We start from the raw sequence: 25,881 nt of genomic DNA, 5'->3' as shown, positions 1-25,881 counted from the left end.
TTTTTAACGGGATTAGTATTCCAAACGACTAATAATTCGCTCAAATTCAGATGCAACAAACCATTTTTGTGACTTGGTTTCCAAATAAATAGAATGTATTCTTGATTTAAATTCTAAATAAATACCATTAGAAATAATGAATTCAACAGCTTGTTCGAATGAGTTGAACATACTTTTGTAAAATAACTCTTGTTTTATTGTATTCTCTCCAGAATACGTCTGAGCAATTTCGATATTATAAAGCATTAAATCTGCTATTACAAAGGGATCAACCCCCAGAACTACAAAATGTTTAATAAATTTTTGAGCAATAGACCGTCTCATTTTAGGTTTACTTCCACGTCCACTTTTTTTAAATGGATAATACTCGTTAGAAATTTTAAGTTTAGCTTCCTTTAATAGAGCATCTTCTTTTGGATTAAAAACAAAATCATAGTACGTTTTTACTGGAACAAATTTTTCGTAAAGTTCAATTAGTTGTTCTTCTAATTGTTCCTTATTCAATTCTGACAGGTATTTTTTTAGATCGCGTTTGCTCATATTGAAATTGATATTGTACAAATATAATTTACTTTAATCAATCGTATGCCTTAAATCAATCTTATTCCTTATTTTTGGGATTGAAAATTTAATACATAAGTTATGTTGAAGTTATTTAAAATTATTGCTTTTTTAGAAGGGGCTTCCCTCCTGCTATTGTTGTTTTTTGCGATGCCAATGAAATATTATTTTCAAGAACCAATTTTTGTCAAAATTATAGGAATGGCACACGGGGTTTTGTTCGTGGCATATATTATTTTAGCCATAATGGCAAAAATTGAATTGAATTGGTCATTTAAAAAGACGGGTATGATTTGTTTGGCGTCTGTAGTACCTTTTGGAACTTTTTATGTTGAGAAAAAATATTTAAGCTAATTTATATTATGTATTCAAGAGACGAGTTTATTCATCAATTTCGTGGGGATGTTTTAGGGAAAACTGATAATCATTCGTCTATTGAAGAAGAATTTCAAAATAAGACCTTGCGCCCGATTCTAAAGTTGCAAAACGATTTGATTATTCAAGTATTTAAAAATTACCTTAACCAAAACAGAATTCATTTTGACACTTTGTCTCTTGATAAAAAAATGAATACAATTGAGAATGCTATTGCTAAGGATAGCCAACTACAAAATACTTATAAGGGACTTATTATCGCTTTTTTTACTTTAGAGGAATACCAAATCTACAGCACTGTTTCATCTGGATTAAATAAACGAATTCGCTCCATGTTAATGGAACGGTTACAAAGTCAACTTCAATTATTCTAATAAATAATCTACTTTTATTTAGAGTTTTTACTATATATATAATTGATTAATATATATATAGCATTAAAATTCATCTACTTTTTTTATTCCTATCTACGGAAATCTCAATTAACCACCTAATTTTACAATCAGCAAGCGAAATCGTTTTCTTGCATAATTTATTTTTTTTGTATTTTATGAAAGTATAAACTATTTTGATTTTATAATTGATTTATGTCATTTTAACGCAATGAAGATTAAATTGATTCGGTTCTTGATTTTTTTTGTAAGATTTAAATTATATATTTTAGAATAAACACTATTTTTTTTCTGAGAATTAGTTTATAATTTAATAGAAAAAGCAAAAAATAATTTAGAAAAAACATCATAATCAAGATTATTCTATAGAATTTGATTTAAAATTCATAAAAAAATAAAAAAAATGGAATTTTGTCAATTAATTAACACTAAAAAAACGAATCTGTTTTTTTATTTGCTATTATTGTAAGTATCTATAAAATAACTTTTAACAACCTAAAACAACTAAATTAAACCAAATGGAAAGAAGGGAAGCACTAAAAAGAGTTGCCTATTTAATGGGAGGAGCCATTTCAGCAACAACAATGGGCGTTTTATTTGAAAGTTTTACAGTTTTAGATAAATCTAAAATGGTTAACTTTTCAGCATCAGACGAAGCAATTCTTACTGAATTTGCAGAGATTATTATTCCAACGACTTCAGCTTGTCCAGGTGCAAAAGCAGCTGGTTTAGGAGCATTTATTCCAATGATGATTCAGGATTGTTATCCTGCTAATTTGCAAGAACTCTTTTCAGCTGGATTAAAGTCTATGGATGACAAATGTTTTGCAAAGTTTGGTAAAAACTTTGTTGCTTCATCTGAACAAGAAAGAACAACTATAGTTACGGAATTAAGAGATGAAGCTGTAGTAAATAAAAGAAAACCATCTTTCTTTACTATTGCTAGGGATTTAACTATTTTAGGATACTACTCTTCTGAAATTGGTTGTACTCAAGCACGTGAATATGTTGCTATTCCTGGAAAATATGATGGAAGTGCACCTCTTGAACCGGGTCAAAAAGCTTGGGCTACTTCTTAAAATACCATTGCCATTAAATTAGTTTAAACTTAAAAATATATATCGTGAATATTAATACGAATTTAAAAGAACAGAATACTTATGACGCGATTGTCATAGGTTCAGGTATTAGTGGAGGTTGGGCTGCTAAAGAGTTGACTGAAAAAGGATTACGTGTTTTGATGTTAGAGCGCGGAATGAACATTGAGCACATTACTGATTATGAATCAGCTATGAAAGATCCATGGGAATTCAAGCATGCAGGTAAAATGACTGAGGAACAAAAAAAGACTCATCCTGTACAAATTAGAGATTATCCGTATCAAGAAGCTAATGAAAAATGGTGGGTAAACGATTTAGAATGTCCGTACACTGAAGATAAACGTTTTGATTGGTATAGAGGATTTCATGTGGGTGGTAAATCATTGATGTGGGGACGTCAAAGTTACCGTTTTAGCGACCACAATTTTGAAGATAATAAAAGAGATGGACATGGAAATGACTGGCCAATTCGCTATAAAGATATTGCACCTTGGTATGATTATGCTGAAAAATTCGCAGGGATTAGTGGCCAAAACGAAGGTTGGCCTTTGTTACCTGACGGTCAATTTTTGCCTCCAATGGACTTAAATTGTGTTGAAAAATCAGTTAAAGAGCGAATTGAAAAACATTATAATAGAGAACGTATTTTGACAATTGGTCGTACAGCCAATTTAACTGTTCCTCACCTTGGAAGAGGAAATTGTCAATACCGTAACTTGTGTAGTAGAGGTTGTCCTTTTGGAGCGTACTTCAGTACACAATCGTCTACTTTGCCAGCAGCAATGGCAACAAAAAAATTAACTGTTAGACCCTACTCTATTGTAAATCATATCATTTATGATAAAGACACCAAAAAAGCAAAAGGTGTTATGGTCATTGATGCAGAGACAAATGAAACTATGGAATTTTATGCTAAAATCGTTTTTGTGAACGGTTCTACATTGGGTTCTACTTTTATATTATTAAATTCTACTTCAGAAGCTCATCCAAATGGATTAGGAAATGGAAGTGGACAATTAGGTCATAACTTAATGGATCACCATTTCCGTTGTGGAGCTGAAGGTACTGCTGAAGGATTTGAAGATAAATACACTTATGGACGTAGAGCAAATGGGATTTACATTCCACGTTACCAAAACTATGGTAATGACAAACGTGATTATTTAAGAGGTTTTGGTTACCAAGGTGGAGCAAGTCGTGGAAATTGGCAAGCTGATGTTGCAGAATTAGCTTTTGGAGCTGATTTCAAAAACAATATGTCAAAACCAGCAGATCATTGGAGAATGGGATTAGGTGGTTTTGGTGAAATGCTTCCATATTACGAAAACAAAGTATACATTGATCATTCTAAAAAAGACAAATGGGGTCAGCCGGTTTTAGCTATTGATTGTGAAACAAAAGATAACGAAGCTAAAATGCGTGAAGATATGATGAACGATGCAGCTGAAATGTTGGAAGCTGCTGGTTTGAAAAATATCCAAACCTATGATAACGATTACTATCCAGGAATGGCAATCCACGAAATGGGTACCGCTCGCATGGGTAATGATCCTAAAGATTCTGTATTAAACAAATGGAATCAAATGCATGAAGTAAGTAATGTATTTGTTACTGATGGATCTTGTATGCCTTCTATTGCATGCCAAAACCCTTCATTAACATTTATGGCCTTAACCGCTCGTGCAGCTGATTACGCAGTAAAAGAATTAAAGAAAAAAAATATCTAGGTTACATATATTATGACAAGAAAATTAAGAATGGGAATGGTCGGTGGTGGCCAAGATGCATTTATCGGAGCCATACATCGTTTGGCTGCCAATATGGATGGTTTAATTGAATTAAGTTGTGGTGCTCTAAGTATCAATCCTGAAATAGCAGTAGCATCAGGAAAAGCTTTGTTTCTTCCTGAATCAAGAACCTATTTAACCTATGAAGAAATGATCAAAGCGGAAGCGGCTTTACCAGCTGATGAGCGAATTGATTTTGTTACGATTGTAACTCCCAACTTTGCTCACTTCGCTCCTGCCATGATGGCTTTGGATCACGGATTTAATGTTGTAATCGAAAAACCAATTACGTTTTCTTTAGAGGAAGCTAAACAATTGGAACAAAAATTAAAAGAAACAGGATTAACTCTTTGTTTAACACATACCTACTCTGGTTACCCAATGGTAAAACAAGCCAAAGCGATGGTTAGAGAAGGAAAATTAGGTAAAATTCGTAAGGTTTGGGTAGAATATCCTCAAGGATGGTTAAGTAAATTATCCGAAAGAGAAGGTAACGCTCAAGCAGCTTGGAGAACTGATCCTAAAAAATCTGGAAAAAGCTCAGTTATGGGTGATATCGGAACTCATGCAGCTCATTTAGCAGAATACATTACAGGTTCAAAAATTACTGACATCTGTGCTGAATTGAATACTTTAGTCGAAGGACGTGTAATGGATGATGATGGTGCTGTTTTATTGAAATTTGACAATGGTGCTAAAGGTGTTTTAATGGCTTCTCAAGTTGCTGCTGGTGAAGAAAATGCAGTTAAAATTAGAGTGTATGGTGAAAAAGGCGGCATCGAATGGTTACAACATGAGCCCAACTCTTTAATTGTAAAATGGTTAGAAGAACCAATGCAAATTTTAAGAGCAGGTTCGAATTATACTCATTTATCTTCTTTTGCCAGACACAATTGTAGAACTCCAGGTGGACATCCAGAAGGATATTTGGAAGCTTTTGCCAATATCTATAGAAATTTTGCATTGACATTAGGATGCAAAATAGATGGTACCGAGCCTACACCAGAAATGTTGGACTTCCCTTCTATTGAAGACGGTCTAAGAGGAATGGCATTTATTGATAATGTAGTTTTATCAGCTCAGTCTGATAAAAAATGGACTCCTAACGTTTTATAATTATGACAACAATTCAAGGACCAGCGGTTTTTTTAGCACAATTTATTGGAGACAAAGCTCCATTTAATTCATTGGACGGAATATGTCAATGGGCAGCTGATTTAGGTTTCAAAGGGATTCAAATGCCAACATTGGATGCACGTTTTATTGATTTACAAAAAGCGGCAGAAAGTAAAACCTATGCAGATGAATTGATAGGAAAAGTGGCTTCCTATGGCTTACAAATTTCAGAATTGTCAACCCACTTACAAGGACAATTAATAGCTGTTCATCCCGCATATGATGATTTCTTTGACGGCTTTGCTCCTGCTGCTTTGCGTGGGAATCCAAAAGCACGTCAAGAATGGGCAGTACAACAAATGAAATATGCTGCGAAAGCCTCTCAAAATTTAGGTTTAAATGCCCACGCTACTTTTAGTGGTTCATTACTTTGGCAATACTTCCACCCTTGGCCACAAAGACCACCGGGATTAATTGAAGAAGGATTTGCTGAATTAGCCAAACGTTGGTTGCCTATTTTGAATGAATTTGATCAGAATGGTGTGGATGTTTGTTATGAGATTCACCCAGGAGAAGATTTATTTGATGGAGAAACCTACGAAATGTTTTTGAAAGCGGTAAACAATCATTCTAGAGCTTGTTTATTGTACGATCCATCCCATTTTGTATTGCAACAATTGGATTATATTCAGTATATCGATTTTTATCACGAACGTATTAAAGCCTTCCATGTTAAGGATGCTGAATTTAACCCAACCGGTAAGCAAGGGACTTTTGGTGGATACCAAAGTTGGGCTAACCGCGCAGGACGCTATCGTTCGCCTGGTGATGGACAAATTGATTTCAAAACTATTTTCAGCAAATTAGCACAATACGATTATAAGGGTTGGGCAGTTATGGAATGGGAATGTTGCATTAAAAATCAAGAAGACGGTGCTCGTGAAGGGGCTGAATTTATTAAAAAACACATTATCAAAGTAACCGATAAAGCGTTTGATGATTTTGCTGCTGTGGAAACCAACACCCAATTAAACAGAAAAAATTTAGGATTATAATAAACACACAAAAATGAAACGTAACTTTTTATTACTTGGCCTTGCCGTATTGACTTTAGCATCTTTTTCTACTATTGATTCAGATAAAAAATACATCAAAAAAACGGCTATCGTAGAACAATCTAATGATGGTGAAAAACTTATTGCAAAATCAGATTGTGTAGGATGTCATAAATTAGATAAAAAATTAATTGGCCCTTCATATGTAGAAATTGCTAAAAAATATCCAAATAACGATAAAAATGTTAATTACTTAGCAGGTAAAATTATCAAAGGAGGTTCTGGTGTTTGGGGTACAATGCCCATGTCAGCTCACTCATCATTGAAAAAAGAAGATGCCAAATCAATGGCGCAATATATTTTAGGATTGAAAAAATAATACTTAGTTGTATTTGTATTGACTAACAAAAAATAACCATGAAAAAAGAAGAAAATAAACCAACGAATAATCGTCGTGATTTTATAAAAACATCTGCGATGGCTGCTGCAGCCTTTATGATTGTGCCTCGCCATGTATTAGGTAGAGGATTTGTTGCACCAAGTGACCGCTTAGTAATTGCTGGCATTGGTGTGGGTGGAAAAGGCCAATCCGATATTGCCATGTTTCATAAAAGTGGAAAAGCCGATATTGGTTTTCTTTGTGATGTTGATACAAGAAGAGCTGCTAATAGTGTAAACGCTTTTCCAAAAGCAAAGTTTTACAAAGATTGGCGTGAAATGTTAGACAAAGAGCACAAAAATTTTGATGCCGTTTCTGTTTCTACACCAGATCATAACCACGCTATTCAATGTTTAGGAGCTATGCAATTAGGTAAGCATGTTTATGTACAAAAACCAATGACTCATGATATTTACGAAGCTCGTATCCTAACTGAAGCTGCTAAAAAATACAAAGTCGTTACCCAAATGGGAAATCAAGGATCTTCTAATGATGCCTCTCGTACTATGAAAGAATGGTATGAAGCAGGTTTAATTGGTGATGTGCATACTATTTATGCTTGGACTGACCGCCCAGTTTGGCCACAAGGTATTCCTTGGTCTACCAATACTCAGCCTATTCCAAAAGAATTGGATTGGGATTTATGGTTAGGAACAGCTCCTTATAAAAATTATGTAGATAAATTAGTACCATTCAACTGGAGAGGTTGGTGGGATTATGGAACTGGAGCCCTAGGAGACATGGGTTGTCACTTATTAGAAACTCCATTTAGTGTATTGAATTTAAAATATGCTAAAGATGTTCAATGCAGTGTTGGTTCGGTTTATGTTGATGAATTTAAACGAGGGTATTTCCCAGAAAGTTGTCCACCTTCAAGTCATGTTACTTTAACTTTCCCTAAAACTGATAAAACTTTAGGTGATGTTAAAGTGCATTGGATGGACGGCGGTATTCAACCGGTTCGACCTGAAGAGCTAGGTCCAAATGAAATTTTTGGAGACGGAGGAAATGGAACTTTATTCATCGGAACTAAAGGGAAAATGATGTGTGACACTTACGGATTAAATCCAAGATTATTACCATTAAGCAGAAATGAAGATATACAAGTAGCGCAGAAATATGCTCGTGTAAAAGATGGTATGGAAGGTCATTACAAGCAATGGGTTGATGCTGCGATTGCAGGTTATGGTAAGAAAGAAGTAAGTTCTGGATTTGAAATTGCTGGACCGTTAACCGAAGCTTTATTAATTGCAAATCTTGCTATCAGAGGATATGACATCGTTCGTGACGAATTAGGAGAAGATGTGTATCCAGGTCGTTCTGCAAAATTGTTATGGGATAATGACAATATGAAAATTACTAATTTTGATGAAGTCAATCAATTCGTAAAACGCGAGTACCGCGAAGGTTGGAAAAATTTAACACTATAATACAAACTAAAATGATTAAGAATATTTTTAAAATAGCACTAGTAACTATTTTGATGCAAACAGCTAACGCACAAACGGCTTTACCAAAAGGATTTGTTTCTCTATTTGACGGAACTTCTACAGCTGGTTGGCATACTTACGGAAAACAAAAAGCTACATCTGCTTGGAAAGTAGAAAACGGCGAATTGCATTTTGACCCAGCAGCTGCAAAAAATGGTCAAGGTGGCGATCTAGTAACCGATAAAGAGTATGAAAATTTCCATTTAAAATTAGAATGGAAAGTGGCTGCAAATGCGAATAGTGGAATTATTTTTTACGTAAATGAAGATTTAACTAAATTTAAGAACACCTACGAAACTGGTCTAGAGATGCAAGTTTTGGATAACAATGGGCATCCTGATGGGAACATAGAAAAGCATAGAGCTGGTGATTTATACGATTTAATTAAAAGTACTTCAGAACCTGTAAAACCTGTTGGTGAATGGAATTCGGTTGATATTGTATGTAAATTCGGAAAGTTACAAATGCTATTGAACGGAGTAAAAGTGGTAGAAACCATGCTTTGGGATGATAAATTTAAAGCTTTGGTAGCAGGAAGTAAATTTGCTACTTGGCCAGGTTTTGCTGCATTTCAATCAGGTAAAATTGCGCTACAAGACCACGGAGACCATGTGTGGTATCGAAATATTATGATTAAAGAATGGAATACCATGCAAACCACTACAGGTTGTAAATAATTCCCAATCCCAACTAACCAAACCAAAACCTATTTATGAATACAACAAATAAAATCAAATTATCAAGCATGATGTTCCTAGAATTTTTTATCTGGGGTGCATGGTTTGTAACTTTAGGAACTTTTTTAAAGTTTAATTTTTCAGATCCTGAGGGCTCAATTGTAGGAGCTATTTTTTCAACTCAATCATGGGGAGCTATAATTGCGCCATTTATTATAGGCTTAATTGCTGATCGCTATTTTAATGCTGAAAGAATCTTGGGAGTATTGCATTTAGTTGGGGCATTTTTAATGTACCAAATGTACCAATCTAATGATATTGGGATTTTTTATACCTATGTTCTAAGTTATATGATTTTGTATATGCCAACATTGGCATTGGTGAATTCAGTTGCCTTTAACCAAATGAAAGATCCTGAAAAAGAATTTTCTACTATTCGTGTTTGGGGTACTATTGGATGGATTGTAGCTGGTTTATCGATTAGTTTTATCTTCCATTGGGATGCAGCTGAAAATGTGGCTCAAGGAATGTTAAAAAATACTTTTTTGTTAGCTGGAGGTGCTGCTTTAGTTTTAGGACTGTTTAGTTTTACTTTACCTGCTACTCCACCTAAAGTATCTGATGAAAAAATTAAAATTGGTGATATCATCGGATTGGATGCGTTGAAATTATTGAAAGACAAAAACTTTGCAATTTTCTTCATTGCTTCTATTTTGATTTGCATTCCATTGGCTTTTTATTACCAAAATGCAAATTTATTCTTAACTGAAGCTGGATTGGAAAATCCAACGGGAAAAATGGCTATTGGTCAAATATCAGAAGCTTTATTCTTATTGTTAATACCGGTATTCTTTTCTAAATACGGTTTCAAGAAAACCATTTTAGTTGGAATGTTAGCTTGGGCGATTCGTTATGTATTATTTGCTTATGGAAATGGTGGCGAATTGAGCTTTATGCTAATTATAGGAATTGCTTTACACGGAATTTGTTATGATTTCTTCTTTGTTTCTGGGCAAATTTATACGAACTCGAAAGCAGGCGAAAAATATAAAAGTGCTGCTCAAGGGTTGATTACTTTAGCCACATATGGTGTTGGAATGTTAATTGGTTTTGCTGTTGCGGGATGGATTACCGATAATTATAAGACAGCGACAGGAACCATCAATTGGGAAATGGTTTGGATTATTCCTGCTGGAATTGCTTTAGCCGTTTTTGTATTATTTGCTTTGACATTCAATGACAAAAGTAAAACAGAAGTTTCTCATTAATTAATAATGAAAACCAACCTCAATAGACGTTCAGCTATCAAAGGAATGCTTGCCAGCACTGCTGTGCTAAGTTTTCCTTTAGAATTGTCTGCTTTTGATTTGCCAAAATCAACATCCTTTGTAAATCTTAAAGGCAATATCAATCATTCTGTTTCACGCTGGTGTTTTGATTCATTAGATTTGGAAACCTTATGTATAGAAGCTAAAAAAATAGGGATAACAGGAATTGATTTGGTAGGTCCTGAAGCTTGGCCAACTTTAAAAAAACACAATTTAATTTCAACTATGTGTAATGGTGCTGAGCTGAATTTAGTGGACGGTTTTAATGACATTCAATTTCATGAAAAACTAATTCAGCGTTATACTGAAATGATTCCGAAAGTAGCAGAAGCAGGTTATAAAAATCTAATTTGTTTTAGTGGCAATCGCCGAGGTAAATCAGATGAAGAAGGCTGGACTAATTGTGTGATTGGATTACAGAAATTAATTCCATTGGCTGAAAAGCACAATATAACTTTAGTAATGGAATTATTAAACAGTAGAATTGATCATAAAGATTATCAATGCGAAAGAACGGCTTGGGGTGTCGAACTCGCTAAGCGAATCAACTCTCCCAATTTTAAGTTACTATATGATATCTATCACATGCAAATTGATGAAGGCGATGTGATTCGTACTATTATTAATAACATTCAATATATAGCTCATTTTCATACGGCTGGTGTTCCTGGTAGAAATGAGATTGATGGAACACAAGAATTGAATTATCCTGCTATAATGTCAGCAATTGCTGCAACTGGTTTCAAAGGTTTTGTAGGACAAGAGTTTGTTCCTAAAAATCCAGATAAATTAGCCTCTCTACAACAAGCCATAACGATTTGTGATATTTAACTAACCAAAAATAAGAACCATGAACAAAAGAAGAGAATTTTTAATCAACAGTGGTTTAGTACTAGGTACTTTAGCTATTGCTCCTTCCCTAGCCTTTACAAATAAAAAACAAGCTATAGGGATTCAATTATGGACTTTACGCGATACCTTACCTAAAGATGTAAAAGGAGTTTTAGCACAAATCGCCAAAGCGGGATTTACAGAAGTGGAAACATTTGGTTTTTCTCCAAAAGACAATGCTTTCTTTGGAACATCAGTTACTGATTTCAAAGCGATCCTGGACGCCAATGGTTTGAAAGCTACAAGTAATCATTTTGATTTCAATAACTTTATTAAAACTGGGGATCTTAGCGATTTAAATGCCTACATCAAAGCGGCAAAAGTTTTAGGAAGTGAATATGTTACTATTCCATGGATTTTACCTGAATTAAGAGGGACTTCTGCAGCTGATTATAAAAAATTAGCAGCCGGTGTAAATAAAGTGGCACAACAATGCCATGCTGCAGGTTTAAAATTAGCGTATCACAATCATGATTTTGAATTTGATCAATTTGGCGATACTAACGGATACGAAATTTTATTGAACGAAACCGATCCTAATCTAGTTGATTTTGAATTGGACCTATACTGGGCTGTTAGAGCAGGTCATAATCCATTAGACTTATTTAAAAAACATCCAGGGCGTTTCACAATGTGGCACGTAAAAGATATGGACAAAGCCAATAAAGAATGGAATGCAGAAATTGGCAAAGGAGCTATTGATTTCAAAGCTATTTTTGCACAAGCTAAATTGTCAGGAATGAAACGTTTCTTTTTAGAACATGAAACCAATTATATTCCAAATCCTGCCGAATCGATCAAAATAAGTTTTGATTATATTGCTAAAAATTTAATATAAATTTTTTGAACATAAAAAAGGGGTATTTAATTAGTTTTTAATTAAATACCCATTTTTATTTAAAGTAGATTTACCACTTCTCTAACCCCAAAAGCTTTTTACCTAAATCGCTTAATTCGGCTGTTTTGTGTTTTGTGATTTCCCATTTCCTTGGATCGCCAGGAAATGCATATCCCTCAGGTGCAATTCTGTTTTTCCAAGAATTGATACGCCAAGCTTTTAACTCTTCATTATCTTCCTCTGCAGGCATCATTGAAATATATTGCGCTATACGCACTTTATCTTTAGTTAAATTAGGACGAATTCCGTGTGGTTGCAAACTATTAAAAATTAATAAATCGCCTACTTCCATTTTAACTTTTACAAATTGATCTTTAAAATCGGTTGTGTCAGGTTGGAAACGATGTCTATCCTCAGGTTGGGTTAATTTCCAAGTATCATACGTACGGAACAATTCAGGAATACATTGAAAACCACCCATATTCTCATCCGTAGTATCAACCAAAGCAATTACACCTTGTACGATCTGCGGTTTGGTTTCAGGATCGTAGTCCCAATGGATGAATCCTTTGAATTCATGATCTGGACGTACAGGAAAGTTTAAATTGGCTCTATCGATTGTAACCCATAACTTTTCAGTTCCCCAAACATCAGCAAAGGCATCATATACTTTCTGCATTTGTCGGTTGTCCCATTGGTATTGGTGATTGTATAACTCCACCATTCCACTATTGGTCAATTCTTTCATTTGCATTTCTGCTCTTGGTGGTGCATACCAAGTAGAAGAATCATTCGGATCCTTTTCTTCAAATTCCCAAATAAAATTAGCCAATCGTTCTGCATTTTTTTTTGGTACGGCATTTTTGATTACAATGTATCCATTGTTTATCCAAAAATTCCATTGCTCTTCAGTCAATAAACGAAGTGGTTTGCCATTAGAGCGATCATTCAATTTATGTAAACTTGATTTAGCCACGGATGGATTTCCCGGTATATCGGCATGTGCATTAGCTGCCATTGTAGGAGTCATTGTAGGCGTCATGTTTTGGTTGTTAGCTTCCATAATTCAATAGTTTGTTGATTCGGTTTCTCAAATTTAATTAAAAAAACCCTTCATTATTACTGAAGATATTCGTTTATCCAATGGTTTGAAATCCTACTGCTAATTACTACTATCAAACCCTGCTACATAATAATTAGCATCAATTGTCAATTTTGAATTGGTTGTGGCTAGCGTCTGTATTTTCCATTCCTTGGTCGGAAGGATTCTTAAAGATTCTCCATTTAAATCAACCTTAACTGGTATCGTAAACCCATCCACACAATTAATCCAACGATACACCAATTGTTTTTCTTTGAAATAATATTCTAAAATGGGTACTCGTGTATCTCTCAAATATTGATTAAAAACTGGCGTTAAGTCAATACCAGCTTGTTCACTAATATAGTTTTCAATTTGTTGAGTTGTTACCGTTTGATGGTAAAAAGTACTGTTCAAACCTCTTAATATTTGTCGCCATTTTTCGTCATCATTAATTATTTGACGAATCGTATGCAACATATTTCCACCTTTGTAATACATATCACCAGAACCTTCATTGTTGACATCGTATTGGCCAATAATCGGTTGGTCATTCTGTATGTTTTTACGAGTACCACGAACATAAGCTGCACCGGCTTCTTTGCCATAATAGTATTCTACAAACAAACTCTCCGAATAATTAGTAAAACTTTCGTGAATCCACATGTCGGCTATATCTTTATAAGTAATGTTGTTTGCAAACCACTCATGTCCTGACTCGTGAATTATAATAAAATCAAATTTCAATCCCCAACCTGTGCCGCTTAGATCACGTCCACGATAGCCGTTTTGATAGCCATTTCCATAGGTCACACTACTTTGGTGTTCCATGCCTAAATATGGCACTTCAACCAATTTATAACTATCTTCATAAAAAGGATACGGTCCAAACCAATGTTCGAAAGCCTTTAGCATTTTAGGAACATCTTGAAATTGTTTTTTGGCTTTAGCTAAATTATTTCGCAACACAAAGTATTGACAATCTAAATCACCTTTTTCGCCTTTGTATTTCTCTGAAAAGGTCACATAATCACCAATGTTAATATTAACTCCGTAATTATTAATTGGATTATTTACTTGCCAAGTGTAGGTCGTCGTATTGTCTTTTAATGGTTTGGTACTAACCAAACGACCATTGGAAATATTCATTAATCCTTTTGGTACATTGACGCTTATCGTCATCGATTCAGCTTCGTCGTACATATGGTCTTTGTTAGGCCACCAAACACTAGCGCCTAATCCTTGACAAGAAGAGGCAATAAATGATTTTCCGTTTTCATCTTTCTTCCAGGTAATTCCACCATCCCATGGTGGGTTAACCGCTATTTTGGGTTTTCCACCATAAAAAACCACAAGTTTATTCATGTCTCCTTTGTTTTGATTGGCTGCCAAATATACATGATAGATATTCCCTTCTCTTTGATACTTCAATTGGATTCCGTCTTGTACTATTTTGGTAATTTGCATTGGCTCTTGCAAATCAATTTGCATCACATTGTATTTTTCTACAACCTGATAATCAATTGTATTTGAACCAATAATGGTACTATCCGAAGGATTGACTTTGATATCCAAGTGGTATTTTTTTAGATCCCACCAACTTCTTTCTTTCGTAATACTTCCACGTAAGCTATCTTGTCTAGTAAATTTTTGTGCCAAAATGGTATTGGTAACCAAAAACACAACAAACAGGTAAATCGCTTTATTATTCATTATCCAAAGATTTAATATTGCTGAATATGTTCACCTAAAAGTTTGTTTTCTAATCCGTGAATTTGCATGATGACACGATTGTTTGTGAAATCAAATTGCAATAAACCGAAATTTTTCTCAGATACCACTTTTCCTACTATATAAGGGTTTTCTTCACCAGAAAAACTAGAATAGACATGTGTTAATCCACTTGAAGTGAAATCTACTAAAGGATAGTTTAAGTTAGTGACTTTTTTAGAAGAAAAAGTGGCAATGTGGCGATCTCCAGAAATGATAAAAGCGCCTTTCGCTTTTGATGTCACAAGCAATTTTTCCAATTGATCAATTTCATGCGGAAAATTACCCCAACATTCAAAACCATGCTTGTCCGATAGCAATTGAATACTGCTTACAATTACATTGAATTGCGCATCAGATGTAGAAAGTTCTTCTTCTAACCATTTCCATTGTGCTTCTCCTAAAATTGTTCCTTGTCCATACGGATTGGGCTGTAAACGTTTTTTGGAATTCACTGATTTTGTGACAGCAGTTCTAAAGAAGCGAGTGTCTAATACGATTATTTTGACTTTGTTTCCATCAAAATTAATAACTCTAGAATTATAAACGCCGTCTCTAAAACGTTCTGGAGCGTCTTTGGCTGTTCCTAAAAAATCCAATAATAATTGCTGACTTTCTCTTTTATACTGGTATTCTTCTCCTCCATCGTTAAGGCCATAATCATGATCGTCCCAAGTTCCTAAAATTTGTTTATTGGCTATAAATTGTAAATAATCGCTATCATTTTTCTGAATAGCATAATTTTCTTTAAGCTCATTCATGTCTTCGGTATCTGAATAGACATCATCACCTCCCCAAATCCAAGCTACAGGATGGTTTTCATCAATAGATTTCCATAATTCGTTTTTGAGTCTTTGATTGTCACAAGAACCAAAAGCAATGGAATAGGTTTTAGTTTGAGAATAACTAGAAAGCGTAATTAGTGAAATAATTACCGCTAATTGGTAAGTAAATTTAGGACGGATAAATATCATTTTCTTCAATTAAATAGAAAAGTAAATGTAAATGATTTTATTTATAATTAAAACAAAACCCAATAGAATTGAATCTATTGGGTTTATAATAGTGAAATTGAAATGAATTTATTTCTGTCTCCTTTTCAAAACTTCAATGACATCATTGAGTTGAAAACCTTTGGCTTGTAATAAAATAAGATAGTGGAAAAGTAAATCAGCACTCTCGCTCAAAAATAATTCATCGTTGTCGTCTTTTGCTTCAATAACAACTTCTACCGCTTCCTCACCTACTTTTTGAGCTATTTTATTGATTCCTTTTTCAAATAAAGAAGCCACATAACTTTTCTCAGCATCGGCATTGTCACGACGTGTTTTGATGGTTTGTTCCAAATTCGAAATAAACCCATAATTCGGTTGGTTTTCTTCTGCCCAACAGGTATCGGTTCCGTTATGACAAGTTGGTCCAACAGGCTGAACTTGAATTAGCAGTGTATCATTGTCACAATCGTTTTTGAAACTTACTAGGTTCAAAAAGTTACCACTTTCTTCTCCTTTGGTCCAAAGGCGTTGTTTGGAGCGACTATAAAAGGTTACTTTTTTTGTTTCTTGTGTTTTGACGAAAGCCTCTTCGTTCATATAGCCCAACATTAAAACGGCTTTGGTTTCGCTATCTTGAATAATGGTTGGAATTAATCCATGGGCACTTTTTGAAAAATCGATGTTCATGTGTGTAATTATGAATTATGAGTTTTGAATTTGTAATATTTAAATTCTAACTTCAATATGATTATTTTGTAATTCTTTTTTTAAGGTCTTAATTTCAATTTCTTTGAAATGGAAAACACTGGCTGCTAAAGCAGCATCTGCTTTTCCTTCGACAAAGGTATCTATAAAATGTTGCATATTCCCAGCTCCACCTGAAGCAATAATAGGAATATTTACCAATTGCGACAATGTAGCCAAAGCTTCGTTAGCAAATCCATTTTTAGTTCCGTCATGATCCATTGAGGTAAACAAGATTTCTCCTGCACCACGTGCTACTACTTCTTTTGCCCAATCGAAAAGTTTAATATCTGTAGGCACTTTACCACCTACTAAATGCACTATCCATTCGCCATCAATTTGTTTTGCATCAATAGCAACAACTACACATTGGCTACCAAATTTCTGAGCTAAATCTGTAATCAGTTGTGGATTTTTTACCGCAGAAGAATTGATAGATACTTTATCTGCACCGTTTTGCAACAATATTTCTACATCTTCTACAGATGCGATTCCACCACCTACAGTAAACGGAATATTAATCGTAGCTGCTACTTTGCGAACTAGATCCACCAAAGTTTTACGGCCTTCTTCTGTAGCTGAAATATCCAAGAAAACCAATTCATCCGCTCCTTCATCAGAATAGATTTTAGCCAATTCGACAGGATCTCCCGCATCGCGTAAGTCCACAAAATTGACCCCTTTGACCGTTCTTCCGTTTTTGATATCCAAACAAGGAATGATTCTTTTTGTAAGCATTATTTTTTTGTTTCACAGAGATTCACCAAGACTTCGCAAAGAATCACAAAGATTTTAGTGCCTCTTTGTGCTATACTTTGCGAAACTTTGCGAAATAATCTATTGGTTTAATACATAGTTCTCTAATTGTTTTAACGAAATCCTTCCTTCGTAAATCGCTTTCCCAATGATGGTTCCTTCACAACCTAATTCGGCTAATTGTGGTAATTCATCAAAAGTAGAAATACCCCCCGAGGCAATTAATTTAATTCCTTTGGCTGTTGCCAAAATTTTAGCATACAAATCAAAACTTGGTCCAGCCAACATTCCGTCTTTAGCAATATCCGTACAAATGACATACTCAATTCCTTTACTTTGATAGTCTTGAATAAAGGGGATTAAATCTTCATTAGAGTCTTCTAACCAACCTGAAACGGCTACTTTTTCATTGGTAGCATCTGCTCCTAAAATGATTTTATCCGAACCATATTCAGCTATCCATTGTTCAAAAACAGCTCTATTTTTCACGGCAATACTTCCACCTGTAATTTGGTTCGCCCCCGATTCAAAAGCAATCCTCAAATCAGCATCCGATTTCAATCCACCACCAAAATCAATTTTCAATTGGGTTTGTGTAGCAATTTGATCTAGAATTTTATAATTCACAATCTTGCTTGACTTGGCGCCATCTAAATCCACCAAATGTAAATACTCAATTCCGTGCGCTTCAAAGGATTTGGCTACTTCAAGTGGGTTTTCGTTGTATATGATTTTAGTATCGTAATCCCCTTTGGATAAACGAACACATTTTCCGTCAATGATATCTATGGCTGGTATTATTCTCATACTATATTCGATTTGTGATATTTGATATGCGATATTTTAAATTTATAACTTTAAAAAGTTTCCAAGGATTTGTTCGCCAATATCGCCACTTTTTTCTGGGTGAAATTGGGTTCCGTAAAAATTATTTTTTTGTAATGCTGAAGCATATTCTACATCATAATTGGTATTAGCAATGGCTTCGCTGCAATTGGGAACATAATAGCTGTGCACTAAATACATGTATTCGTTATTGTTAATTCCTTCAAACAAAGGCGATTTCAAATTATAAATTTGGTTCCACCCCATTTGAGGGACTTTCACCTTGTTAGAAAACCGAATGACATTCGCATCAAAAATGCCTAAGCCCTCTGTATTTCCTTCTTCGGAGTGTTGACACATCAACTGCATCCCTAAACAGATCCCTAATACGGGTTGTTTCAATGTTGGAATCAAACTATTCAAACCACTTTCTTTGAGTTTTTGCATGGCATAACTCGCTTCTCCAACTCCAGGAAAAATGACTTTATCCGCTTGTTCAATCTCGTATGGATTATTAGTTAACTCGGCTGTATATCCCAAACGTTCTATAGCAAACAGAATACTTTGGATATTTCCTGCACCGTAATTGATGATTACAATTTTCATTTTATATGCTTTGGGCCTAGGGCTTTGAGCTTTGGGCAGAATACCGATAGCTGAAAGCTCGAAGCATTTTATAACATTCCTTTGGTACTTGGTAAAATCATTTTCTCAGTATCGCGTTTTACAGCTACTTTAATAGCTTTGGCGAAAGCCTTGAAAATAGCTTCAATCTTATGATGTTCGTTAGTTCCTTCCGCTTTGATGTTGATATTGGCTTTGGCACCATCAGAGAACGATTTGAAAAAGTGGTAAAACATCTCAGTTGGCATTTTGCCCACCATTTCGCGTTTGAATTCGGTTTCCCAAACCAACCAATTTCTTCCTCCAAAGTCAATGGCTACCTGCGATAAGCAATCGTCCATTGGCAAACAAAAACCGTAGCGTTCAATTCCTAATTTATTTCCTAATGCTTTTGCAAAAACTTCTCCTAAAGCAATGGCAGTATCTTCAATTGTATGGTGTTCGTCAACCTCTAAATCGCCTTTAACAGTAATTTCTAAGTCCATTTGACCGTGACGAGCTATTTGGTCCAACATGTGATCAAAAAAGGCAATCCCAGTGTCGATTTTACTTTTCCCAGTTCCATCTAAATTAAGTTGGATAAAAATATCCGTTTCGTTTGTTTTTCTTTCGATACTTGCTGATCGAGCCTCTAATTTTAAAAACTCATAAATGGTTTTCCAATCGGTGGTTTGTAAGGAAATAACATCGCTAAAATCTTCATTTTCTTTGATTTCTTCACTTCCTAAACCTTCTTGTTGATTTAAGAAAATAGCTTTAGCACCTAAGTTCTTTGCCAATGCAACATCTGTAATTCGGTCGCCTAAGACAAATGAATTAGCTAAATCATATTTCGGATTGTCAATATATTTGGTCAACATTCCAGTACGAGGTTTACGAGTTGACGCATTGTCAGCTGGAAACGAACGGTCTATGAAAATATCATCAAATAAAACGCCTTCGTTTTCAAACGCTCTTAAAATGAAATTCTGTGTAGGCCAAAATGTATCTTCTGGAAAACTATCGGTTCCTAATCCGTCTTGGTTGGTTACCATTGCCAATTCATAATCCAATTCGTTGGCAATCTTAGCCAAATACTGAAAGGCTTTTGGGTAAAATTCTAATTTATCTAAACTGTCTAATTGATAATCAGCAGGTTCAATTACGATGGTTCCATCACGATCTATAAATAATACTTTTTTCATTTTTATTTTAATTTAGTAGTAAGAAACAACTTTTAATCATGCATTCCTTTTCCACGTTTTATTTGATTCATCCATTTTTCTACTCGAGCCGTTTTGGTTTTAGATTGTTTGGGTTCTGAAAAATGTAGCAAATAGCCTTTCTGTCTTCCTGGAGTTAATCCCTCAAATGCTGTCTTTAGTTCTTCATCCATATCTAAAAAGTATTGAAATTCTTCAGGAATTGCAATCGAAATAGGTTCTTTTATTGGTACTTTAACTCCCGATTTTTCTACCTCTATTGCCTCAAAAATATAGGCTTTTATTGTGTTTTCTATATTTACAATTTGCTCTGTATTAGTGAATTGTAATTGTCTTGCAGACTGCATATTTTCCGTTTGGGCAACCAAGATTTTTTGACTATCTTCCAATAAAACACCTTTAAAAAAACCTAGAACACAATTTGCTTTTGTTGTTCCCAGTATTACAATATTTTTTTTGTTGAAAGTATAACACGGATGACTCCATTTCAACTCTTCTACCAAACCACATTCTAAAATAATACTTCTCAACAATTGTAACTCGTTTTCCCAAGTTCGTACTCTGCACAAAGGAGTAGCCATTTTGGAACAGCGACCACAACCTTCTTCAAAATAGGTTTCTATATTAGTTATCATTGTTTTCAAGAATTTAATTTAAGCTTTTTAAAGCGTCTATTAATTTTTGATTTTCTTCTTCTGTTCCAATAGTCAAACGCAAGGTGTTTTCACATAAAGGTTGCGTCGTTCTATTTCGAATTACAATTCCTTTAGCAATTAACTCATCATAGCGTTGATTGGCATTATCAACTTTAATCAAAATGAAATTAGCCTCAGTTGGATATATTTTTGAAACAAAATTTACTTCATTTATTACTTTAAGTAACTGCTCTCTTTGCGCTATTATGAAGTTGATTTCTTCTTTTATTTGGTTTGGACTAGCCAAACGTTCTAAAGCTCTTTTTTGTGTCAATTCATTAACATTATAAGGCGGTTTTATTTTATTCAAAACCGCAATAATTGCTGCAGAAGCGTAACAAATACCCAATCTTATTCCTGCCAAACCATAGGCTTTAGACAAGGTTTGGGTTATAATTAAATTAGGATAATCCTTGATTTTTTGTATCCAAGACGCTTTGTCTGAAAAGTCAATATAGGCTTCGTCAATCACGACTAATCCGTTGAAATTATCTAGTAAATAGTGAACACTTTCCTCTGAAAAAGAATTTCCAGTTGGATTGTTAGGCGAACAAAGGAAAATCATTTTGGAATTTGTATCCACTACTTTCATAATCGCATCTAATTGTGGCTGAAAATCAGTAGAAAGTAAAACCTCTCTATTCTCAATTGCATTTAGATTGGCCAAAACCCCATACATTCCGTAGGTTGGCGGCAACGTAATTACATTGTCAATTTTAGGTTCGCAAAAAGCACGAAACAATAAATCCAACACTTCATCACTTCCATTTCCTAACAAGATTTGATTTTTATCCACTCCATTTTGTTCAGCTAAAACCGATTTAACCGTCGCTTGCTGTGGGTCTGGATAACGATTCACGCCATTTTCAAACGGATTTTCATTGGCATCCAAAAAAATCATTTCAGTTGTGTCAAAATCTTCAAATTCATCTCGCGCCGAAGAATATGGCTTCATTGCTTTAACGTTCTCACGAACTAAAGAATTGATATCAAATTTATTTTCCATTTTCAATCGCATTTAAACGTAATGTAACCGCATTTTTGTGCGCTTGTAATCCTTCTTTTTCTGCCATAATTTCGATGGCATTTCCAATGTTTTGAATCCCTTTTTCAGAAATCTTTTGAAACGTCATAGATTTCATAAAACTATCCAAGTTGACGCCACTATAATTTTTAGCATAACCATTCGTTGGTAGCGTGTGATTGGTTCCCGAAGCATAATCACCAGCACTTTCTGGAGTATAATTGCCTATGAAAACCGAACCCGCATTTTCGATATTATCCACATAAAAATCATCGTTTTCAGTACACACTATAAAGTGTTCCGGACCGTATTCGTTAATTAAATCTAAAGCAATTGCTGCATTTTCGACATAAATCAATTTGGAATTAGCTATCGCTTTTTCTGCAATTGCCTTTCTTGGCAAAACTGCCAATTGTGATTGTACCTCTTGCTCAACTGCGTCTATCATTTTCTTAGAAGTCGAAACTAATATCACTTGACTATCAGTTCCGTGTTCAGCTTGACTTAATAAATCAGACGCTACAAAAGCGGGTACAGCACTATCGTCGGCTACGACTAACAATTCCGATGGTCCAGCAGGCATATCAATGGCTACGCCAAATTGAGTTGCTAATTGTTTTGCCACCGTTACATATTGATTTCCGGGTCCAAATATTTTATACACTTTCGGAATAGTAGTTGTTCCAAAAGTCATTCCCGCTATCGCTTGAATTCCACCTACTTTTATAATTTTAGTTACCCCACATAAGTTTGCAGCGTACAAAATAGCAGGATTTAAATTGCCGTTTTTATTGGGAGGCGAACACAATACTACTTCTTTGCATCCAGCAATTGCAGCTGGAATAGCCAACATCAACACTGTTGAAAACAAAGGCGCTGTTCCGCCAGGAATGTATAATCCAATTTTCTGAATAGGACGTTTTTCTTGCCAACATTGAACCCCTTCCGTAGTTTCAACGCTAACACGATTGGTTTTTTGCGCTTGGTGGAATTTTTCGATATTTGATTTAGCCAATTGAATAGCTGCTTTCAATTCGTCAGAAACTGCAGCAATAGCTTGTTCTATTTCGGCATTGGAAACCAAATTGTTTTCCAAAGCAATTCCGTCAAACTTTGCTGTATATTGATTTACAGCTTCGTCTCCTTTTGATTGTACTGCAGCAAAAATTTCTTTTACTGTTGCTTCGATATCGTCCACAGTTTTAGTAGGTCTCTCTAATAAAGAAGCCCAGTTTTCCTGTTTTGGATTGTATATTTTATTCATTGTGTTTTTAGTATTTAAACGATTACAACACCATTTTTTCAATTGGACAAACCAGAATACCTTCCGCTCCAGCGGCTTTTAACTCGTCGATTACTTCCCAAAAACGATCCTCTTCAATAACAGTGTGAACACTTGACCAACCTTCTTGTGCCAATGGCATAACCGTTGGGCTTTTTAAAACGGGTAAAATGGAACTGATTTCTTTTATTTTATCGTTCGGTACATTCATTAAAATGTATTTTGATTTACGTGCTCTTAAAACGGATTGGATTCGGAATTGTAATTTGTTTAAAATTACTTTGTTTTCAGAAGTCATTTTTGGCGAAACCGCTAAAACAGCCTCACTTTTAAATATTACTTCAACTTCCTTTAAATTGTTTTTAAACAAAGTACTACCACTTGAAACAATATCTACGATAGCATCTGCCAAACCAATATTAGGTGCAATTTCGACCGAACCTGAAATTTGGTGCAAATAAACTGCAATATTTTTGGAATTAAAGAAATCCAAAACGGTATTTGGGTAAGAAGTAGCAATTCGCAAACCCTCTAAATCATTAACAGAATTGTATTCAAAGTTCTTGGGTACAGCAACAGAAACTTTGCATTTTGAAAAACCTAATTTTTCTACTACTTGAATGTTTTTTCCTTTTTCGACTAAAAGATTATCGCCTACAATAGCAGCATCTACTACTCCATCGATTAAATATTGAGGAATATCCGAATTTCTAAGGTATAAAACTTCCAATGGAAAATTAGAAGCAGTTGCTTTTAATTGATCATTTCCATTGTTGATAGAAATTCCACAGTCTTTTAGGATTTGGATACTGTCTTCGTTTAGTCTTCCTGATTTTTGAATGGCAATTTTTAACGTACTCATTGTTTTTGTTTTTTTAGCTTTTAGTTTAGATTTGAGTACAACGGATACAATAAAAAAACCCGTTTGATGTACTCAAACGGGTTTTTAAATATGTGACATACACGCATACCATTAACACATCGCTTGAGAGCAATTTTGTGAATGATGATGATGTAATTGAATTAATAACATAACCTAATTAATTTAGAGTGCAAATATATACAATTAAAATAAAGTTAAGCGGCATAAATCCAACTTAAATTGGAAAAATTGTTAAATAAGGTAAATTAGAGTTTAGGACCAGCCTTAACTAAACGTTTTCCCTCTTCATTATCAGTGTACTGTTCAAAGTTTTTAATATAACGAGCTGCTAAATCTTTAGCTCTTCGTTCCCATTCTTTTTTGTCCTCATACGTATCTCTAGGATCTAAAATACCTTCACTTACATTTGGCAACTCATTTGGAATAGTTAAGTTCAAATAAGGAATTTCAGTTGTCGAGGACTTTTCAATTTCCCCACTGATGATTGCATCTATAATTGCTCTAGTATTTTTTAATGAAATACGTTTACCAGTTCCATTCCATCCTGTGTTCACTAAATAAGCTTTGGCACCATGCTTTTTCATTTTGCCAATTAGTGTTTTTGAATACATAGTTGGATGAAGTGTTAAAAAAGCTTCCCCAAAAGCAGGAGAAAACGAAGGTACTGGCTCAGTAATTCCTCTTTCAGTTCCAGCTAATTTTGAAGTGTAACCACATAAAAAGTGGTATTGTGCTTGATCTTCATCTAAAATAGAAACTGGAGGTAATACCCCAAAGGCATCTGCAGAAAGGTAAATAATTTTTTTAGCATGCCCAGCCTTTGAAGGAAGGACAATTTTATTGATATGATATATTGGATAGGAAACCCTTGAATTTTCAGTAATTGAATGGTCATGATAATTAATTTCACCGTATTCATCTACCATTACATTTTCGAGCAAAGCGTCTCTTTTAATAGCTCGCCAAATATCAGGTTCATTTTGTTCAGACAAGTCTATTACTTTAGCATAACAGCCTCCTTCAAAATTAAATACGCCATTATCATCCCAACCGTGCTCATCATCTCCAATTAAATAACGTTTAGGATCAGCAGAAAGCGTAGTTTTTCCTGTTCCAGATAGTCCAAAGAATACAGCAACATCTCCATCTTCTCCAACATTAGCTGAACAATGCATAGATGCCATTCCTTTTAATGGTAAATAATAATTCATCATGGCAAACATTCCTTTCTTCATTTCTCCACCATACCAAGTACCACCGATAATTTGGATTTTTTCGGTAAGATTAAATACAACGAAGTTTTCAGAGTTAAGTCCCTGTTTTTGCCAATCTGGATTGGTTGTTTTGGATCCATTCATTACCACAAAATCAGGCTCACCAAAGTTTTCTAATTCGTAAACAGAAGGACGAATAAACATATTGGTTACAAAATGCGCTTGCCATGCTACTTCCATAACAAAACGAACTTTTAATCGAGTGTCTGGATTTGTACCACAAAAAGCATCAACAACATAAAGTTTGGGAGATGTAGAAAGTTGTTTTAATACCAACTTTTTCAAATCATGCCAAATCATTTGAGTTGTCGGAAAATTAACTTTATCATCCCAATAAATAGTATCTTTTGTGATATCGTCTTTTACAATATAACGGTCTTTTGGTGAACGACCTGTAAATATTCCGGTTTTAACTGCTACTGCACCAGTTTCTGTTAATGCTCCTTTTTCATATCCTTTTCTTCTTTGAGAAACCTCTGCTTGAAATAAATCTTCATAACTAGGATTGTACGAAACTTCATGGTAACCTGTTATCCCTAATCCTTGTAATTCTTGAATAATTTTGATGTTTTTCATCTTCTATTGTATTTAAAAATAATCAACGTTCTATTATTTTCAAAAATAATCAAATAAAATAACGAAAACGATATAGTAGATAATAAATTAAAAGAATAATA

The 25,881-nt window shown here is 34.4% G+C and carries 26 protein-coding genes; 12 read left to right on the top strand and 14 right to left on the bottom strand.

The features are described 5' to 3' along the window. Nucleotides 1-12: 12 nt before the first annotated feature. Nucleotides 13-540, bottom strand: coding sequence for a DUF6155 family protein (locus LPC20_RS08740; protein ID WP_229324527.1), 528 nt, complete (start codon nucleotides 538-540; stop codon nucleotides 13-15). A gap of 102 nt (nucleotides 541-642) precedes the next feature. On the opposite strand from LPC20_RS08740, the gene LPC20_RS08735 reads away from it, so the two are divergent. The 12 genes from LPC20_RS08735 to LPC20_RS08680 all read left to right on the top strand — a co-directional run bounded on the left by LPC20_RS08735 (nucleotide 643) and on the right by LPC20_RS08680 (nucleotide 12,049). Continuing rightward, nucleotides 643-915 carry a DUF3817 domain-containing protein gene (locus LPC20_RS08735; protein ID WP_229324525.1) on the top strand — a complete coding sequence of 91 codons (273 nt, stop codon included), beginning with the start codon at nucleotides 643-645 and terminating at the stop codon, nucleotides 913-915. 8 nt (nucleotides 916-923) lie between these two features. Continuing rightward, entirely contained in the window at nucleotides 924-1,310 is a 387-nt protein-coding gene (locus LPC20_RS08730) for a glyoxalase (RefSeq protein ID WP_229324523.1), read from the top strand. A 536-nt stretch (nucleotides 1,311-1,846) separates the two neighbouring features. Next, nucleotides 1,847-2,407, top strand: coding sequence for a gluconate 2-dehydrogenase subunit 3 family protein (locus LPC20_RS08725; protein ID WP_229324521.1), 561 nt, complete (start codon nucleotides 1,847-1,849; stop codon nucleotides 2,405-2,407). Between the two features lie 44 nt (nucleotides 2,408-2,451). Then, a complete protein-coding gene (locus LPC20_RS08720; RefSeq protein WP_229324519.1) occupies nucleotides 2,452-4,155 on the top strand; it encodes a GMC oxidoreductase in 1,704 nt (567 codons plus the stop codon). A gap of 12 nt (nucleotides 4,156-4,167) precedes the next feature. After that, nucleotides 4,168-5,331, top strand: a complete 1,164-nt coding sequence (locus LPC20_RS08715) for a Gfo/Idh/MocA family protein (RefSeq protein WP_229324518.1) — start codon at nucleotides 4,168-4,170, stop codon at nucleotides 5,329-5,331. Between the two features lie 2 nt (nucleotides 5,332-5,333). Beyond that, entirely contained in the window at nucleotides 5,334-6,386 is a 1,053-nt protein-coding gene (locus LPC20_RS08710; protein ID WP_229324516.1) for a sugar phosphate isomerase/epimerase family protein, read from the top strand. Nucleotides 6,387-6,399: 13 nt separating this feature from the next. Beyond that, nucleotides 6,400-6,765, top strand: a complete 366-nt coding sequence (locus tag LPC20_RS08705; protein WP_229324514.1) for a c-type cytochrome — start codon at nucleotides 6,400-6,402, stop codon at nucleotides 6,763-6,765. Nucleotides 6,766-6,803: 38 nt separating this feature from the next. Beyond that, a complete protein-coding gene (locus LPC20_RS08700; protein ID WP_229324512.1) occupies nucleotides 6,804-8,255 on the top strand; it encodes a Gfo/Idh/MocA family oxidoreductase in 1,452 nt (483 codons plus the stop codon). 11 nt (nucleotides 8,256-8,266) lie between these two features. Then, a complete protein-coding gene (locus tag LPC20_RS08695; protein WP_229324510.1) occupies nucleotides 8,267-8,992 on the top strand; it encodes a 3-keto-disaccharide hydrolase in 726 nt (241 codons plus the stop codon). A gap of 35 nt (nucleotides 8,993-9,027) precedes the next feature. Next, nucleotides 9,028-10,260, top strand: a complete 1,233-nt coding sequence (locus LPC20_RS08690; RefSeq protein ID WP_229324508.1) for a nucleoside permease — start codon at nucleotides 9,028-9,030, stop codon at nucleotides 10,258-10,260. A gap of 6 nt (nucleotides 10,261-10,266) precedes the next feature. Then, nucleotides 10,267-11,151: a hydroxypyruvate isomerase family protein gene (locus LPC20_RS08685; RefSeq protein WP_229324506.1), complete on the top strand. Its 885-nt coding sequence runs from the start codon at nucleotides 10,267-10,269 to the stop codon at nucleotides 11,149-11,151. 19 nt (nucleotides 11,152-11,170) lie between these two features. After that, nucleotides 11,171-12,049, top strand: coding sequence for a sugar phosphate isomerase/epimerase family protein (locus LPC20_RS08680; protein WP_229324504.1), 879 nt, complete (start codon nucleotides 11,171-11,173; stop codon nucleotides 12,047-12,049). A 70-nt stretch (nucleotides 12,050-12,119) separates the two neighbouring features. Here the strand turns inward: LPC20_RS08680 and LPC20_RS08675 are convergent, their stop codons facing one another. The 13 genes from LPC20_RS08675 to pckA all read right to left on the bottom strand — a co-directional run bounded on the left by LPC20_RS08675 (nucleotide 12,120) and on the right by pckA (nucleotide 25,780). Beyond that, nucleotides 12,120-13,112 carry a phytanoyl-CoA dioxygenase family protein gene (locus tag LPC20_RS08675; RefSeq protein ID WP_229324502.1) on the bottom strand — a complete coding sequence of 331 codons (993 nt, stop codon included), beginning with the start codon at nucleotides 13,110-13,112 and terminating at the stop codon, nucleotides 12,120-12,122. 99 nt (nucleotides 13,113-13,211) lie between these two features. After that, nucleotides 13,212-14,843: a M1 family metallopeptidase gene (locus tag LPC20_RS08670; RefSeq protein WP_229324500.1), complete on the bottom strand. Its 1,632-nt coding sequence runs from the start codon at nucleotides 14,841-14,843 to the stop codon at nucleotides 13,212-13,214. 11 nt (nucleotides 14,844-14,854) lie between these two features. Further along, nucleotides 14,855-15,874 carry an alkaline phosphatase D family protein gene (locus LPC20_RS08665; RefSeq protein WP_229324498.1) on the bottom strand — a complete coding sequence of 340 codons (1,020 nt, stop codon included), beginning with the start codon at nucleotides 15,872-15,874 and terminating at the stop codon, nucleotides 14,855-14,857. Nucleotides 15,875-15,982: 108 nt separating this feature from the next. Beyond that, nucleotides 15,983-16,582 carry a bifunctional phosphoribosyl-AMP cyclohydrolase/phosphoribosyl-ATP diphosphatase HisIE gene (hisIE, locus tag LPC20_RS08660; RefSeq protein WP_229324496.1) on the bottom strand — a complete coding sequence of 200 codons (600 nt, stop codon included), beginning with the start codon at nucleotides 16,580-16,582 and terminating at the stop codon, nucleotides 15,983-15,985. A 39-nt stretch (nucleotides 16,583-16,621) separates the two neighbouring features. Next, nucleotides 16,622-17,377, bottom strand: a complete 756-nt coding sequence (hisF, locus tag LPC20_RS08655) for an imidazole glycerol phosphate synthase subunit HisF (protein WP_229324494.1) — start codon at nucleotides 17,375-17,377, stop codon at nucleotides 16,622-16,624. 99 nt (nucleotides 17,378-17,476) lie between these two features. Then, complete coding sequence (hisA, locus tag LPC20_RS08650) at nucleotides 17,477-18,202, bottom strand: 1-(5-phosphoribosyl)-5-[(5-phosphoribosylamino)methylideneamino]imidazole-4-carboxamide isomerase (protein ID WP_229324492.1); 726 nt, start codon at nucleotides 18,200-18,202, stop codon at nucleotides 17,477-17,479. A gap of 42 nt (nucleotides 18,203-18,244) precedes the next feature. Then, complete coding sequence (hisH, locus tag LPC20_RS08645) at nucleotides 18,245-18,826, bottom strand: imidazole glycerol phosphate synthase subunit HisH (protein ID WP_229324490.1); 582 nt, start codon at nucleotides 18,824-18,826, stop codon at nucleotides 18,245-18,247. A gap of 68 nt (nucleotides 18,827-18,894) precedes the next feature. Continuing rightward, on the bottom strand, nucleotides 18,895-20,028 hold the full coding sequence (gene hisB / locus LPC20_RS08640) for a bifunctional histidinol-phosphatase/imidazoleglycerol-phosphate dehydratase HisB (protein WP_229324488.1): 1,134 nt from the start codon (nucleotides 20,026-20,028) through the stop codon (nucleotides 18,895-18,897). 32 nt (nucleotides 20,029-20,060) lie between these two features. Then, nucleotides 20,061-20,681: a YdeI/OmpD-associated family protein gene (locus LPC20_RS08635; protein ID WP_229324486.1), complete on the bottom strand. Its 621-nt coding sequence runs from the start codon at nucleotides 20,679-20,681 to the stop codon at nucleotides 20,061-20,063. A 13-nt stretch (nucleotides 20,682-20,694) separates the two neighbouring features. After that, nucleotides 20,695-21,747 carry a histidinol-phosphate transaminase gene (gene hisC / locus LPC20_RS08630; RefSeq protein ID WP_229324484.1) on the bottom strand — a complete coding sequence of 351 codons (1,053 nt, stop codon included), beginning with the start codon at nucleotides 21,745-21,747 and terminating at the stop codon, nucleotides 20,695-20,697. Then, on the bottom strand, nucleotides 21,737-23,029 hold the full coding sequence (hisD, locus tag LPC20_RS08625) for a histidinol dehydrogenase (protein ID WP_229324482.1): 1,293 nt from the start codon (nucleotides 23,027-23,029) through the stop codon (nucleotides 21,737-21,739). The genes hisC and hisD overlap by 11 nt, the downstream gene beginning before the upstream one ends. 22 nt (nucleotides 23,030-23,051) lie before the next feature. Beyond that, entirely contained in the window at nucleotides 23,052-23,909 is an 858-nt protein-coding gene (hisG, locus tag LPC20_RS08620) for an ATP phosphoribosyltransferase (protein WP_229324480.1), read from the bottom strand. Nucleotides 23,910-24,175: 266 nt separating this feature from the next. Beyond that, nucleotides 24,176-25,780: a phosphoenolpyruvate carboxykinase (ATP) gene (gene pckA, locus LPC20_RS08615; protein ID WP_229324478.1), complete on the bottom strand. Its 1,605-nt coding sequence runs from the start codon at nucleotides 25,778-25,780 to the stop codon at nucleotides 24,176-24,178. Nucleotides 25,781-25,881 lie beyond the last annotated feature (101 nt).

This window comes from Flavobacterium ammonificans (genome assembly GCF_020886115.1).
GTDB classification, from domain to species: domain Bacteria; phylum Bacteroidota; class Bacteroidia; order Flavobacteriales; family Flavobacteriaceae; genus Flavobacterium; species Flavobacterium ammonificans.
This window is presented reverse-complemented; position numbering and strand designations above follow the sequence as displayed.